The organism is Asanoa sp. NPDC050611, assembly GCF_040654855.1.
GTDB lineage: Bacteria > Actinomycetota > Actinomycetes > Mycobacteriales > Micromonosporaceae > Asanoa.
Window position 1 is genome coordinate 1 of sequence record NZ_JBFAIU010000188.1, and the last position, 14,586, is coordinate 14,586.

A 14,586-nucleotide genomic window follows, 5' to 3' on the forward strand; every position below is an offset into this window, starting at 1 on the left:
GCTCGTGGAACGCCAGCGACTCGGTCTCGAGCCGGTCGTGCGCACCCCGCGCGGCGACCCGGGCCAGGCCCAGCGGGTGGCGGCGATGCTCGGGTCGGACCCGTCGACTCCGACGACGATCCGGGTCATGTTCATCGCTTCTCCTTCCCTTGTCCTTACCAGGATCAGCGTGCGCCGGCGGCCGTTTCGCGGACAGGGTCCAAAGGCCCACTGTGGACATGACGCAGGTCCCGACCAGCGCCGGTCCGGTGACCCTGACCGGCACGGCGCGCCGGACCTACGTTGAGGACGAGGCCAACCGACGAAGGAGATGTGTGATGAGGACATGGCAGGTCGGCGACGTCATGACGACGGACGTCGCGACGGTGGACGAGGCCGCCCCGTACCGGGAGATCGTCGATGTGATGACCGCCCGGCGCGTCAGTGCCGTGCCGGTGGTGGATGACTTCCGGCGCGTGCTCGGCGTCATCTCCGAGGCGGACCTGCTGCACAAGGTCGAGCTGATCGGCACGCCGCACGGGCCGCGGCTCTTCGAGGGACGGCGCCGGCACGCGACCCGCGTCAAGGCTGACGCGAGCGTGGCCCGGGACCTGATGACCGCGCCGGCCATCACCACGATGGACGGCACGACCGTGGTGGAGGCGGCGAAGACGATGAACCGCGCGGGCGTCAAGCGCCTGCCCGTCATCGACGACCTCGGCCGGCTGGTCGGGATCGTCTCCAGGGGCGACCTGCTGAAGGTGCACCTGCGCCACGACGACGACATCCGCCACGACGTGGTCACCGAGGTGCTGCACCGCATCCTCGGCATCAGCGACGACGCCGTCACGGTGAACGTGGCCGCGGGCGCCGTCACGCTCGCCGGCCGCCTCGACCGACGCAGCTCGGCCGAGCTCGCGGCGCACCTGGCGGCGCAGGTCAGCGGCGTCGTCGGCGTGGTCGACCAGATCGGCTACGACATCGACGACGTCGATCCCGCGCGCTACCGGTCGGGCACACCGACCGGGATCCTGTAACGGTGCGTCAGGACTTCTTGCCGAGCAGCCGGGTGGCCAGCACCGCGGCCTGGGTGCGGCGCTCGAGGCCGAGCTTGGCCAGCAGGCTGGAGACGTAGTTCTTGACGGTCTTCTCGGCCAGGAACATCTCGGCCGCGATCTCGCGGTTCGTCCGGCCCTCCGCGATGTGCTCGAGGATCCGGCGCTCCTGGTCCGTGAGCGCCTTGAGCTCCTGCGGCTGTTCGACACCGCTGCGGATGCGGTCCAGGACGCGCTGGGTGACGGCCGGGTCGAGCATCGACTGGCCCGCCGCCACCCGCCGGACACCGTCGACGAGGTCCGTGCCGCGGACCTGCTTGAGCACGTAGCCGGCCGCGCCGGCCATGATCGCCGCGAACAGCGCCTCGTCGTCCTCGTACGACGTGAGAATGAGGCCCTTGATGGAGGCGTCGACCGCCCGGACGTCCCGGCAGACGTCGATGCCGCTGCCGTCCGGGAGGCGGGCATCGAGGATCATGACGTCCGGCCGCAGCGCCGGGATGCGGGCGGCGGCCTCCCGCGCGAGCCCGGACTCACCGATCACCTCGATGTCACCCTGGCTCTCCAGCAGGTCGGCCAGGCCGCGGCGGACCACCTCGTGGTCGTCGAGCAGATACACACGGATCACAGCTCATTGTGTACCGCACCGGCACACCGGCGCACCCTCCCGAACGGCCCCTGGCCTCGGGACCTCTGCCTCTGCCGCACGGAAGCCGGGCGACACACCATGGGGCGTGGCAGCGACGTCGCGCCGAGGGAGCAGGCCATGGAGCCCACGAACATGACGCCAACGACAACCGGTTACACGACGGACGACCTGGCCACCGTGACCGAGCTGGCCGTCCGGGCGCCGTCGATGCACAACAGCCAGCCGTGGCGGTTCCGCCTCGACGGCGGCGCGATCGAGGTGCGCACGGACCTGACCCGGCTGCCGGACATTCCCGCGGCGGCCTGGGCCGGCCGGGTCAGCTGCGGAGCCGCCGTGTTCAACCTGCGGCTGGCCCTCGCCGTCCTCGGCAAGCCGGCCGGCGTGGTCCCGCGCCCGCTCGACCGCGGCCCCGATGTCGTCGCCCACCTCGTGCCCGACCAGCCGCGGCCGGCGTCCGGCGCCGAACGGGCCCTCTACGCGGCGATTCCGCGCCGGCACAGCAACCGCGCCCCGTTCAGCGCCGATACCGTTCCCGCGGACCTGCGGTTCCGGCTGCGTCAGGCCGCGGAGGCCGAGGGCGGCTGGCTCGACCTGATCATCGGGGCCAGCGCGGTCAACGCGCTCGCCGAGGTCGTCAACGCCGCCAACCGGGTTCTGCAACGCGACGAGGCGTACGCGGCCGAGCTCGCGCGCTGGCGCCGGGACGCGGTCGCGCAGGACGGCGTGTCCGTGCGGGCCGCGGGATACGCACCGGAGCCGCACGACCTCCTGCCGATGCGCGCGTTCGGCGGCCGCACCCGGCCACCCGGCCGCGACTACGAACCCGAGCCGCTGGTCGCGGTGCTCGGCACGGTCACCGATCGCGACGACGACCAGGTGGCCGCCGGCCAGGCTCTCCAGCGGGTGCTGCTGACCGCGACCGACGCCGGCCTGGCCGTCTCGATGTTCTCCCAGCCGATCGAGGTGCCCGCCGCCCGGGAGCGGTTGCGCTCGGCGCTCGGCCGCCACGGCGTGCCGCAGATGGTGCTGCGGATCGGCTACGCACGCCAGCCGGGACACCCCAGCCTGCGCCTGCCGGCGGCCACGGTCATCGACCCGCCCCGCTGACAGCGCCCGTTCTCAGAGCGCTCGGACTTCGGCGAGCCGCTTGACCGCGTAGTCGTCGTCCCAGCAGACGGCGGCCTCCCACGCCGCCGACGCCTGCGCGGCGATGTCGTGCGCGGTGTCGTCGAGGCCGGCGGCGTTGTCGGGCAGCGCGAGGTCGAGGTCGGGGACGTCGACGTGCGCCTCGTCCCAGTCGATCAGCGCGACCCGATCCGCGGTCATGCGGACGTTGCCGAGGTTGTTGGAGTCGCCATGGACGACGCATGTCTGACGTCCGGCCAGCCGCGCCCACGCCGCTCGGCAGCGGGCAACGGCCTCCGGGGGCATCGCGCCCAGGTCGATCTTCGTGCCCGTCTCGGCGTGCAGCAGGTCGGTCGACGACCGCCAACCCGGCCGCTGCGGCCAGCCCCGCGTCAACCGGTGCAGCTCGCGCAGCGCGCCGGCCACGCGACGCCACTCGGCCGGCGTCTCGGGCGGCCCGCCCTCCACGTACGTCATCACCACGAGACCGTCGACGAACAACCGGCCGTCCGTGGTCGGGATCGGCACCGGCACGGTCAGACCCGCACGGTCGAGGTAATGGAGGAGCCCGGTCTCCCACGCGAGATCAGCATCGCTGCGGGAACCGAGCCGACCGACCGCGCGGCGCCCGTCGAGGCGCACACTCCACACGTCGTTGGCGACACCACCGGTCAGCGGCTCGATCCGAGCGACGTCCTCACCCCACCACCCGAGCGCCTCCCACCCCACTGGTCACATCCTACGGGGACACCGGCTCTAACGCTCCGCGCCGACCGGCAGCGAACCGAGTCGCCGGCCGGTGAGCCGGCCCAGCGGGATCGCGATGACGTGTCCGCCGACCGCCGACCCCGCCCACGGCCGCGGCAGCTTCGACGAGAGCGCCGTCAGCCGCTCCGCGTCGAGAACCTCGTAGGCCTCACCGACGCCGAGCACGCTCCACCCCGTCCTGTTGGTGGTGTCGATGTCGTCGACCTGGAACGCGACCAGCTTGCGCAGGGTCGCGGCGGCCAGCTTCCCGCCGCCACCGGTCCGGAACACGACTTCGTCGCCGTCCAGCAGGTAGTTCACCGGATGGGCGGCCGGCAGCGCCCGCTCGGTGAAGACGACGCGGCCGACGGAGCCGGTGGCGAGCAGCCGCAGGCAGTGCGCCCGGGTCAGCTCCACGAGGTCCGCGGCGGCGTCCGGCCCAACAGGTATCGCGTTCACCGGTCCAGCTTCGCGCGCGGCGGGCCGCTCGGATCAGGGCCGAAGGTCCTCAGTCGCCGCCGCTCGGCCCGTCGTCCCCGAGCGGAACCGACCAGCACAGTCGGGTGCCCGTCGGCTCGACCCCCGAGATCACGAGCGTGCCGCCGCGCCGCTCGGCCCGGGCGCGGAGGTTGGCTAGGCCGCTGGACCGGGTCGGCTGCCCCATGCCCGAGCCGTCGTCGCGGACCTCGAGCGTGACGCTCGCGGCGGTGACGGTGAACTCGACGTCCGCGGACCGGGCACGGGCGTGGCGGGCGACGTTGCTGAGCGCCTCGCGGAGCACGGCCTCGAGGTCGTCGACGAGATCCGCCGGGACACGGCTCTCGATGACGCCGCTGAACCGGACGCCGGGCTCGAACCCGAGTGCGGCGGTGACCTCGCTGGCGACGTCGAGCATGCGGGCGCGGATGCTGCTCGCCGCGGCGCCCGGTGGCCGCTGGAGCTGGAAGATCGTGGTGCGGATCTGGCTGATCGTGGTGTCGAGGTCGTCGATGACCCGGACGATGCGGTCGACCGCCGGACCCGTCCCGAGCTGGGCGGCGGCGCCCTGCAGGGACAGCCCCGCGGCGAACAACCGCTGGATGACGTGGTCGTGCAGGTCGGCCGCGATCCGTTCGCGGTCCTGGAGCATCGCTGCTCGCTGCTGCTCGGCGCGCGCCTCGGCGAGCTCGATCGCCAGCGCCGCCTGGTTGGCGAAGCTGCCGGCCATGTCGACGTCGTCGGCCGTGAACGGTGTCCTGCCCGGCGCCCGGGCCGTCCAGAGCACGCCGTGGACCCGCGCCGAGCCGTTCAGCGGCACCGCGAGCACGGGCCCGATGTCCATCACTTCCGTCGTACGGGAGGCCGGCGCGCCGCCGTCGCCGGGACTGGCGAGGCACAAGGGTTGACCGGTGGCCAGCACCTCTCCGGACAGGGTGCCGCGGGCCGGCAGCCGGGTCCCCACGAGCCGCTCGGCGGCCAGGCCGACGGCGACGTCGATCCGCAGCTCCTCCTGGTCGTCGGGATCGGGCAGCACGACCGTCACCAGGTCGGCGTCCGCGATCTCCTTGGTGCGCTCCGCGATCCGCCGCAGCGGGTAGATCGGCGAGCCCTCGGTGGCCAGCACCTGACGGGTGATGGCGGCCGACGCCTGCAGCCACTCGCCGCGCAGCCGCGCCGACGCGTACAGGCTGGCGTTGTCGATGGCCACCGCGGCGGTCGCGGCCAGCGACTTGACCAGCTCCTCGTCCTCGGCCGTAAAGGCACCGCCCTCGCCCTCGGCGAGGTAGAGGTTGCCGAAGACCTCGTCGCGGATCCGGATGGGCACGCCGAGGAAGCTGTGCATCGGCGGGTGCCCGGGCGGGAAACCGGTCGAGCGCGGATCGTCGGTGATCTCCCGCAGCCGGATCGGCCGCGGATCGTCGATCAGCGCGCCCAGGAGCCCCTTCCCTTCCGGCAGGTGGCCGATCACCTCGACCGCGTCGGCGGGCATGCCGCTGTGGACGAACTCGGCCAGCCCACCGCCCGGCGAGACCACCCCCAGCGCGGCGTAGCGTGCGCCGGCCAGCTCGCGCGCGGCCTCCACGATCCGGCGGAGCACCGCCGACAGCTCCAGGCCGCCGATGATCAGCTGGTTGGCGCGCAGGAGCCCGCGCAGCCGCCCCTGTGTCGCCATGACCTCCTGCGCCCGGTCGACCAGCTGCCCCAGGAGCTGGTCGAGCTCCAGCCGGGGCGCGTCGGGGAAGGTCAGCGAACTATCGTCGACGTCGCGCTCTTTGTCGGGCTCGCCCCTGGCTGCTTCGGACACAGCGCCTCCTTCAACCCGCTCGTGAACGAGCCTAACGAAGCCCGGTCACGGGTTGATCTGCGCCTCCGGGCTCCATTGCCAGCCGCTGATGGCCGGATCGTCGTCGCCGTGCGCGCGGGTGTAGTCACGGGCGCGCTGCCGCGCGTCGACCATGTCCTGGCGCAGCTGCGCGGCCCGCGCGCTCAGCCCCGGCACCCGGTCGATCACGTCGATCACCAGGTGGAAGCGGTCGAGGTCGTTGAGCATCACCATGTCGAACGGAGTGGTGGTGGTCCCCTCCTCCTTGTAGCCGCGGACGTGCAGGTTGTGGTGGTTGGTGCGGCGGTACGTCAACCGGTGGATCAGCGTCGGATAGCCGTGGAACGCGAAGATCACGGGCTTGTCGGTGGTGAAGATGGCGTCGAACTGGGCGTCCGGCAGGCCGTGGGGATGTTCGCTCTCCGGCTGCAGGCGCATCAGGTCGACGACGTTGACCACCCGGAGCCTGAGGTCCGGCAGGTGGGTCCGCAACAGGTCCGCGGCGGCGAGGGCCTCCAGCGTGGGTACGTCGCCGGCACAGGCCAGCACCACGTCGGGCTCCGCGTCGCCGGCGGTGCTCGCCCAGTCCCAGATGCCCAGCCCGCGCCGGCAGTGCAGCACGGCCTCGTCCATCGGCAGCCAGGTCGGCGCCGGCTGCTTGGCCGCCACCACCACGTTGATGTAGTGCCGGCTGCGCAGGCAATGGTCCATCGTGGACAGCAGGGTGTTGGCGTCCGGCGGCAGGTAGACGCGTACGACCTCGGCCTTCTTGTTGACGACGTGGTCGATGAAGCCCGGGTCCTGGTGCGAGAACCCGTTGTGGTCCTGGCGCCAGACGTGGCTGGACAGCAGGTAGTTCAGCGACGCGATGGGCCGTCGCCACGGGATCCCCCGGGTCACCTTGAGCCACTTGGCGTGCTGGTTGACCATCGAGTCGACGACGTGGATGAACGCCTCGTAGCTGGTGAAGAGGCCGTGCCGGCCGGTCAGCAGGTAGCCCTCCAGCCAACCCTGGCAGAGGTGCTCGGAGAGCACCTCCATGACGCGACCGTCCGGAGCGAGGTGGTCATCGCCGTCGCGGATCTGCGCGTCGAAGGCCCGGTCGGTCACCTCGAACGCGGCGCCGAGCCGGTTCGACGCGACCTCGTCCGGGCCGAACAGGCGGAACCGGTCCGGGTTCGCGGTGATCACGTCGCGCACGAACGCACCGAGCACCCGGGTCGCCTCGCTGCTCGGCGAGCCGGGCCGGGTCACGTCGACGGCGTAGTCGCGGAAGTCGGGCAGCACCAGGTCACGCAGCACCGACCCACCGTTGGTCCGCGGGTTCGCGCTCATCCGCCGTTCGCCGACCGGTGGCACCGTCGACACGCCCGGCACCGGCGCGCCGGTGGCGTCGAACAGCTCCTCCGGCCGGTACGACCGCAGCCACGCGTCCAGCATGGACAGATGCTGGGGATTGTCGCGTACGCCGGACAGCGGCACCTGGTGGGCCCGGAACGTCCCTTCGACCGGCAGGCCGTCGACCACCGCCGGCCCGGTCCAGCCCTTCGGCGTGCGCAGGATGACCATCGGCCAGCGCGGCCGCGGACCCGCCTCGCCCTGGCGCGCCCGGCGCTGGATCCGCGCGATGTCGTCGAACGCCTTGTCGAACGTGGCGGCCAGCGCCTGGTGCACCTGCGCGGGGTCGTCGCCGGCGACCTCGTAGGGCTGGTAGCCGTAGCCGCGCATGAGGCTGTGCAGGTCCTCGTCGGGAATCCGGTCCAACACGGTCGGGTTGGCGATCTTGTAGCCGTTGAGGTGCAGGATCGGCAGGACGGCGCCGTCGCGGGCCGGGTCGAGGAACACGTTGGAGGGCCAGCTCGCGGCCAGCGGGCCGGTCTCGGCCTCACCGTCGCCGACGACACACGCCACCACGAGATCGGGGTTGTCGAAGGCCGCGCCGTACGCGTGCATCAACGAGTAGCCGAGCTCGCCGCCCTCGTGGATGGAGCCCGGCACCTCCGCGGCGACGTGGCTCGGGATGCCACCCGGGAACGAGAACTGCCGGAACAGCCGGCGCATGCCCGCCTCGTCCCGGCTCACCGACGGGTAGAGCTCGCTGTAGGTGCCCTCGAGCCAGGTGTTCGCGACGATCGCCGGGCCACCGTGGCCGGGGCCGGTCACGTAGATCATGTCGAGGTCGCGCTGGTTGATCATCCGGCTCAGGTGCGCGTACAGCAGATTGAGGCCCGGGCTCGTCCCCCAGTGGCCGAGCAGGCGGGGCTTGATGTGCTCGGGCCGCAGGGGCTCACGCAGCAGCGGGTTGTCCAGCAGGTAGATCTGGCCGACGGTCAGGTAGTTCGCCGCGCGCCAGTAGGCGTCGAGGTGCGCGAGCTCGTCGGTGGTCAGGGGCGTCTCCAGGTCGGCGACGGTGTCCATCGAGCGGAGTCCTCCAGCTAGGTTTGTCAGTCACTTGTGGACGATCACGACCGGCGAGTGCGTGTGGTGGAGCAACGTGTGGCTGACCGAGCCGAGCAGCAGGCCCGCGAACCCGCCTCGGCCCCGGGCGCCGACCAACGTCAGTTGGGCCCGCCGCGACTCCTCGACGAGCACCTTGGCCGGACGACCGGGAACGACCCGACGAGTCACCCGGACACCCGGATAGCGGGCACACCATGGGGCCACGGCATCCTCGAGGAGCCGTGCGCCCTCCTCCCGCTCGTCGGGGATCACGGGCCGGATCTCGCCGCCGACGCCGATGGGCTCCGGACGGCGCCAGGCGAGCACGGCCACCAGATCGGCACCGCGCAGGTGGGCCTCCGCGAACGCGAACGCGAGCGCGCGCTCCGCGGTGCCGGAGCCGTCGACGCCGACCACCACGGGTCCGGGCCGGTCGGTCGCGCCCTTGACGACCAGGACCGGGCACGCCGCGTGCGCGGCGACCTGGACGGCCACCGAGCCGATGACGAGACCCGTGAAGCCGCCGAGCCCGCGGTCGCCCAGCACGATCAGCTCCGCGCGCGCGGCGTGGTGCAGCAGCACCGTGGCGGGGGCACCGTCGCGGACCTCGCCCTCGACCTCCACGCCGGGTGCGGCCTTCTCGGCCGCCCCGACCGCGTCCGCCACGAGCTGCTCCGCGGCCGTACGCAGCCCGATCTCGCGCGGGCTGGCCAGGTTCGGTCCGAGGTTGGTGGGGATCAGCGCCCAGGTGAACGCGTGCGTGACGAGCAGCCGGCGGTGGCGCAGCAAGGCCTCGCGGGCCGCTGTGCGTGCCGCCCGCAGCGCCGACTCCGAACCGTCGACTCCCACCACAACCGGATCACGGGCCACGATGGTCACCTACTCTTTCCGTCCCTGGAACCTGGCTTCCCACTGACCCGGGCTGCCATGCCGGCGGCGGGCGTTCGAGTCAGCCGCCGACCTGCGTCAGGTCGACGGTCTGGCTGGCCGGCATGCGCGGCGTGTGCGGCGGCCCGGCGTGTGCCGGGTCGGCGACGCCCAGGCGCAGCACGAGGTACGGCTGCCCGACACCGGCGAGGATCCCCCGCAGCTGCAGCCGGGTCGTGGTCACCTCGATGACGCCGCTCAGCGGCACCACCGAGACGCCCAGGCCCACCGCGGTGAGCCACAGCGACGTCAGGGCCGCTCCGGCGCGCAGCCAGGACGCGGTCGCGTCGTCATCGCCGTAGAGCAGCGCGTACCGGGCGTGCCGGTCGTGGCCGGAGCCGATCGACCGCGTCCCCGCCGTGCCGAAGTCGCGTGCCGGAACGGTCGTCTGCGGCGGCTGCGCCGGCAGGACGTCCCGCGGCAGGCCGGTGCCGTCGGGCGCGGACCGGCTGGTCCAGTAGGCGAGCTCGGCCCGGATCCGCGGGTCGTCCGCCTCGATCTCGCCGGCGCGGTACGCGGCGGAGGCCAGCTCGAGCACCTGGTCGTCGGTCAGCACGTGCAGGCGCGAGAGTCCCGCCACCGCGCGGGTCAACGCGGCCAGCGTGTCCGCCGGTAACGGCTCGTCCGACAGCGGCCGGCGGTCGGTGTGCCGGGTGCGCATCGCCTGGACCATCCGCATCGCCCGCGCCGGTGGCGTGGTCCGTTCCGTGGGGACGATCTCGGCGAGCAGGTCCGGCCGGGCGGGGTCGGGCAGGTAGTCGACCTCCGCGGCCCAGCCTTCCGACAGCAGCGCCAGCCGGGCGTGTTGCAGCGCCGTGCCGCAGCTCAGCACCATCAGCCGCCCTTCCGGGTCCGTCGCGGTGAGCTGGCGGCCGCGGTCCGCGTACAGCTGCACCCGGTCGGGCAGGACACGCCAGCGCCACGGCTGGGTGTTGTGGATCGACGGCGCGTAGCCGGCGGCGTTGGCCGCCTCCGCGAGCGCGACCGCGGTGGGGTTGGCGATCCGCGACATCATCATGTCCTTCCTCGGTGAGCCGATCTCAAGACAACCGCGTCGGCGGCGCGGCCGGCAGGGCCTACCGGCACCCAGGTCCAGGGCCGGATGGCCCTGACCCACGCGCGCGCGAAGCGGTTCGCTGGAGGTGTCAACCGGGAGCCGGAGGAGGCACCGCCATGGACACACGGCCGATCATCGTCGGATACGACGCTTCGCCCGATTCCCGGGCCGCCCTGCGCTGGGCGCTCGACGAGGCCGATCGTGAGTCGCTGCCGGTCCGGCTGGTGCACGCGTTCGACTGGTACGTCGGACCGGCGGTGTTCGCGCCCGGCCCGAGCCGGTCTCCCGACTTCGAGGCCCGCGCCGACGTCAACGCGATGCTCGCGTACGCCGCCGACGATGCCCGCCGGACCCACCCCACCGTGCCGGTCAGCGCGGAGGTCGTCGAGGGGCCCGCCCAGGTCTGCCTGCGGGATGCGTCGATCGACGCCGCGATGGTCGTGCTCGGCGGCCGTGGCACCGGCGGGTTCGCGGAGCTGCTGATCGGCTCGACCGCCGTGTCCGTCTCGGCGCGGGCGCACTGCCCCGTGGTGGTCGTGCGGGCCGGGACCGACGCGGCGTCGGGCGAGGTGGTCGTCGGCTTCGACGGTTCCGCCTGCGCCCGGCTCGCCCTCGGGTACGCCATCGAGAAGGCCGCCGCGTGCGGTGCGCCGTTGCGGATCATCCAGACGTGGGACCCGCCGCCGACGCGGTACTACCTGGAGATGGCGGCCGACGCCATCCACGCCAACCTGGACCGGTTCGCGCAGGACTGGCGACAGAAGTTCCCGGAGCTGTCCATGTCGACCGAGCTGCTCATCGGAGGGGCCGCCGCACACCTGGTCGCGGCCAGCGCGACTGCCCGGCTCGTGGTGGTGGGTTCCCGCGGGCGGGGCGGCCTGGGCGGGACCTTCCTCGGGTCGGTCGGCCAGGAGCTGATCCACCACGCCCACTGCCCGGTCGTCATCGTGCGAGAGCTGCCCGCGCGGTCCACTGCGCAGGATCCTGTCGTACGCCCCGGAGTGAGCTCATGACCGGGGCCATCGATCGGCCGCGGATCCGGAAAGCGTTACGGGACGCCGTCGCGGCGTCCCTGTTCGCACCCTCCATCTTGAACACCCAACCGTGGCGGTGGCGCCTGCGGGACGCGACGCTCGAGCTGAGCCGGGACCCTGACCGGCGGCTCGACGCCGTCGACCCGGACGGCCGGATGGCGACGGTCAGCTGCGGTGCGGCCCTGCACCACGTGCGGGTGGCGCTCGCGGTGCGGGGGTACGAGGTGGCGGTCCGCCGGCTGTCGGACACGGGTGACCGGCTCGCCGTCGTGGGCGTCACCGGCCCGGCTCCCCCGTCGCCGTCCGCGTGCGAGATGGCGGCCGCGATCCGCCACCGCCACAGCGACCGTCGTCCGATCGCGGCCACCAGCCGGGTCGACGACGACGTGATCGCGGTCCTGGACTCGGCCGCCGGCAACGAAGGCTGCAAGCTGTTCCGGATCGGCGACGCCGAGCGCGCCTTTCTCGGCGCCGCCGTCGACCAGGCGCAGCGGTCCGAGCGCGACGACCCGGCATACCGGCGTGAGCTGGCCGCCTGGACCACGCACCGCCCGCCCGGTGCGGGTGTCTCCTTCGAGAGCCTCGTCGCCGCGGTCCCGCGGCCCGTCGCCGTGCGCGACTTCGCCGGCGACGGCGAGACCGGGCTGTTCCCCGGCTTCGGCGACGACCGCTTCGCCGACTACCTGGTCCTCGGCGCGCCGGCCGACACCGCCCTGGACCAGCTCCGCGCCGGCGAGGCGACCAGTGCCGTCTGGTTGACGGCCACGGCGCGCGGTCTCGCGACGTCGGTGATGAGCGACGTCCTGGAGGTCCCGTCCACCCGCGCCGCGGTCGGTCGTCTGCTGGCGGGCCGCGCGGAGCCCCAGCTGGTGATCCGGACAGGGATCCAGGGCCACCCCGTGCCACCTCCGGCCACAAGCCGTCGCGCGCTGGGCGAGGTCCTGGACGAGGGTCCGCCGTAGACGCCGAAGGGGCACCGCCGGTGGCGGTGCCCCGATCGGGCGGTGGGTCACTTGAGCCAGGGCAGTCGCCGCACAATGGGCAGCGTCTCCCAGTAGCCGCCGAGGCCCAGGGTGCGGCCGGCGCCGACGAGCGCGAGGCCGACCATGGTGGCCGCGCCGATCAGGTGCTCGTCCAGGAAGGGGTTGCTCTCCGGAGGCAGCGCGACCGACCACATCAGCACGTAGAGCAGGGCCCCCGCGGCGGCGGCGATGCGCATGCCGATGCCGAGGGTGAAGGCCAGACCGATGCCGAGCAGGCCGAGCATGAACGCCCAGTTGGCGAAGCCGGTGCCGGCCAGGTCGTGGTAGAAGCCCGCGAACGGGCCTTCCGATCCGCTCAGGAAGCCCTTGGTCGGGCTGCCGCCGTTGATCCACGACCGCTCGCTCGGGGTGGCGAAGCCGAGCCCGAAGACCTTGTCGAGAAACGCCCACAGGAAGGTGTACGCGAAGGCCAGCCGCAGGCCTGCCCACACGTACCGGGTCACCTTCTGCGTCGTCGTCTCGGCCGAGACCGCCGGAGCGGTCGTCCGCGCGGTGTGCCGCTCTGCCATCGCGGTCATGGCAATCCACGTCCTTTCGTGTCGCCTGCGAGTCCTGTCTGGACCCACATCGATTCCACGCGTTCGTCCGCTCCGGCAGCAGAGCCGGTGGTCCGCACCTGCCCGGGACCGCGGTCACCGGCACACCGGGACCTTCGCCTCTGCCCTCCCGGCGGCGTCCAACCGGAAGACCGGAAAAGCGGCGGAGATGGCCGCGAACTCGGCCAGCGAGGCGCGCCGACCGGGAAGTGCGGTCGAGCTCCCGGTGCGATCTGGAGGTAGCGGCGCAGAATCGGTGCGCGGGCGTCGACGTCCACCTCGACGAGCCGCACCGCTTCGCGTCCACCGTGCCGCCGGGTCACCAGACGTCGGGACCAAGGTCCTTCCCACAACGGGTGTTCCGACCCGGGTGGTCGCGGTCGTGCAGGGGCGATGGTGTGGATGTCAACAAGAGAGCCCACACGGAGGCAGACGATGACCACCAACTCAGTCAAGGTTCCGGTGTCCACGCTCGAGCACGCGGCCTCCCCCGGGCCGATGTTCACCACCACCGCCGCCCGCGCCCTCGCCGTGCTGCGGATCGCCACCGGGTTCGTCTTCCTGTGGGCGTTCCTCGACAAGACGTTCGGCTTCGGGTACTCGACTCCCGTCGAGCGGTCCTGGATCAACGGCGGGTCGCCCACGAAGGGCTTCCTGTCGCACGTCGAGGTCGGCCCGTTCCAGTCGATCGCCCACTCCATCGCCGGCACCTGGTGGGCCGACACCCTGTTCATGGCCGGGATGGCCGCCGTCGGCGTAGCGCTGCTGGCGGGCATAGGCCTGCGTGTGGCCGCCGCCTCCGGGGCCCTGATCATGGCCATGATGTGGCTGGCCGAGTTCCCCCTCGACCGGTTCACCGCGGGCGGCGAGCCCTCCGGCTCGACCAACCCGATCACGGACTACCACCTCGTGTACGCGATCGTCCTGGTCGTCCTGGCCGCCGGCTACGCCGGACACACCTGGGGCCTGGGCCGGATCTGGGCCCGCCTGCCCTTCGTGCAGCGCAACCGCTGGATGATCTGACCATCGCACCGCGCCACCCGAACGTGTCGGACCGCCGCCCAGCGGTCCGGCACGTTCGTTCGGTCTGCCACGATTTCAAGGACCCCGAAGCGCGACGCGGTTGGCGGTGACAACCATGGCCGTGTGGGACCGCGAACGGCGGCGTGGCCTGCCGCGATGGATGAACCGGCTGGTGCTGGTGGTGCTGCGCTCGGGGGCACGCGCGTTGCTCGACCACAGGATCTGCGCCCTGATCTATCGGCTTCCGCGTTCCGGTCGGATCGTGGAGCTGCCTGTCCGGTACGCCGCGGTCGGCAACGTCGTCCTGGTCGCGGTCGGACGGCCGGACGCGAAGACCTGGTGGCACGCCTTTCATGAGCCCTGGCCCGTGTCGGTCCTGTTGCAGGGTCAGACCCGCGAAGGTGTCGGGCGGGTGCTCAACCTGACGCAGCCGGGCCACCGCGCCGCCTTGTTGATCTACACCGTCGCCGTCGGCCGCGCCGTCCGGCCGGAGACACCTGTTGTCGTGATCGATACCGTCGACGCCTCCGATGCGACACCCGAACGGGGGTAGGGGCACCCCCACCTCCGCCTGGGACGGCAGCCGGAATGACTGTCCTGGGCCGACGGTCGAGGATTCATCGTGTGAGGTTGTCGGGGGGGCCCGTGCGATCTCGCGTAGCGCCTCCGC

At 72.7% G+C, this 14,586-nt stretch carries 14 protein-coding genes; 6 read left to right on the forward strand and 8 right to left on the reverse strand.

Annotated elements, in window-relative coordinates; all coding sequences use genetic code 11:
* The first annotated feature begins 317 nt into the window (after nt 1-317).
* The gene (locus AB0H87_RS25740; RefSeq protein WP_360150595.1) at nt 318-1,016 is read left to right on the forward strand and encodes a CBS domain-containing protein; all 699 of its coding nucleotides are present in this window, start codon (nt 318-320) and stop codon (nt 1,014-1,016) included.
* A gap of 7 nt (nt 1,017-1,023) precedes the next feature.
* Here the strand turns inward: AB0H87_RS25740 and AB0H87_RS25745 are convergent, their stop codons facing one another.
* On the reverse strand, nt 1,024-1,662 hold the full coding sequence (locus AB0H87_RS25745) for a response regulator transcription factor (RefSeq protein WP_360150598.1): 639 nt from the start codon (nt 1,660-1,662) through the stop codon (nt 1,024-1,026).
* A 153-nt stretch (nt 1,663-1,815) separates the two neighbouring features.
* Here AB0H87_RS25745 and AB0H87_RS25750 point away from each other — a divergent pair, with 153 nt between their 5' ends.
* Nucleotides 1,816-2,790 carry a nitroreductase gene (locus tag AB0H87_RS25750; protein ID WP_360150601.1) on the forward strand — a complete coding sequence of 325 codons (975 nt, stop codon included), beginning with the start codon at nt 1,816-1,818 and terminating at the stop codon, nt 2,788-2,790.
* 12 nt (nt 2,791-2,802) lie between these two features.
* Here the strand turns inward: AB0H87_RS25750 and AB0H87_RS25755 are convergent, their stop codons facing one another.
* The 6 genes from AB0H87_RS25755 to AB0H87_RS25780 all read right to left on the reverse strand — a co-directional run bounded on the left by AB0H87_RS25755 (nt 2,803) and on the right by AB0H87_RS25780 (nt 10,235).
* Nucleotides 2,803-3,537: a phosphotransferase gene (locus tag AB0H87_RS25755; RefSeq protein WP_360150604.1), complete on the reverse strand. Its 735-nt coding sequence runs from the start codon at nt 3,535-3,537 to the stop codon at nt 2,803-2,805.
* A 27-nt stretch (nt 3,538-3,564) separates the two neighbouring features.
* Nucleotides 3,565-4,014: a pyridoxamine 5'-phosphate oxidase family protein gene (locus AB0H87_RS25760; RefSeq protein WP_360150607.1), complete on the reverse strand. Its 450-nt coding sequence runs from the start codon at nt 4,012-4,014 to the stop codon at nt 3,565-3,567.
* Between the two features lie 49 nt (nt 4,015-4,063).
* Nucleotides 4,064-5,839 carry a GAF domain-containing protein gene (locus AB0H87_RS25765; protein WP_360150610.1) on the reverse strand — a complete coding sequence of 592 codons (1,776 nt, stop codon included), beginning with the start codon at nt 5,837-5,839 and terminating at the stop codon, nt 4,064-4,066.
* 45 nt (nt 5,840-5,884) lie between these two features.
* Nucleotides 5,885-8,275 carry a phosphoketolase family protein gene (locus tag AB0H87_RS25770; RefSeq protein WP_360150613.1) on the reverse strand — a complete coding sequence of 797 codons (2,391 nt, stop codon included), beginning with the start codon at nt 8,273-8,275 and terminating at the stop codon, nt 5,885-5,887.
* 30 nt (nt 8,276-8,305) lie between these two features.
* Nucleotides 8,306-9,175 (reverse strand): universal stress protein, encoded by an 870-nt coding sequence (locus tag AB0H87_RS25775; RefSeq protein WP_360150616.1) that lies wholly within the window; start codon nt 9,173-9,175, stop codon nt 8,306-8,308.
* Between the two features lie 70 nt (nt 9,176-9,245).
* Complete coding sequence (locus AB0H87_RS25780; RefSeq protein WP_360150619.1) at nt 9,246-10,235, reverse strand: nitroreductase family protein; 990 nt, start codon at nt 10,233-10,235, stop codon at nt 9,246-9,248.
* Between the two features lie 161 nt (nt 10,236-10,396).
* Between AB0H87_RS25780 and AB0H87_RS25785 the strand changes: the two genes are divergently transcribed.
* Nucleotides 10,397-11,293 carry a universal stress protein gene (locus AB0H87_RS25785; protein ID WP_360150622.1) on the forward strand — a complete coding sequence of 299 codons (897 nt, stop codon included), beginning with the start codon at nt 10,397-10,399 and terminating at the stop codon, nt 11,291-11,293.
* A gap of 77 nt (nt 11,294-11,370) precedes the next feature.
* Complete coding sequence (locus tag AB0H87_RS25790; protein ID WP_360150625.1) at nt 11,371-12,276, forward strand: nitroreductase; 906 nt, start codon at nt 11,371-11,373, stop codon at nt 12,274-12,276.
* 47 nt (nt 12,277-12,323) lie between these two features.
* On the opposite strand, the gene AB0H87_RS25795 is transcribed toward AB0H87_RS25790, so the two are convergent.
* Nucleotides 12,324-12,875 (reverse strand): hypothetical protein, encoded by a 552-nt coding sequence (locus AB0H87_RS25795; protein WP_360150628.1) that lies wholly within the window; start codon nt 12,873-12,875, stop codon nt 12,324-12,326.
* A 516-nt stretch (nt 12,876-13,391) separates the two neighbouring features.
* On the opposite strand from AB0H87_RS25795, the gene AB0H87_RS25800 reads away from it, so the two are divergent.
* Nucleotides 13,392-13,916: a hypothetical protein gene (locus tag AB0H87_RS25800; protein WP_360150634.1), complete on the forward strand. Its 525-nt coding sequence runs from the start codon at nt 13,392-13,394 to the stop codon at nt 13,914-13,916.
* Nucleotides 13,917-14,076: 160 nt separating this feature from the next.
* Nucleotides 14,077-14,469 carry a hypothetical protein gene (locus AB0H87_RS25805; RefSeq protein ID WP_360150631.1) on the forward strand — a complete coding sequence of 131 codons (393 nt, stop codon included), beginning with the start codon at nt 14,077-14,079 and terminating at the stop codon, nt 14,467-14,469.
* Nucleotides 14,470-14,586: the final 117 nt, after the last annotated feature.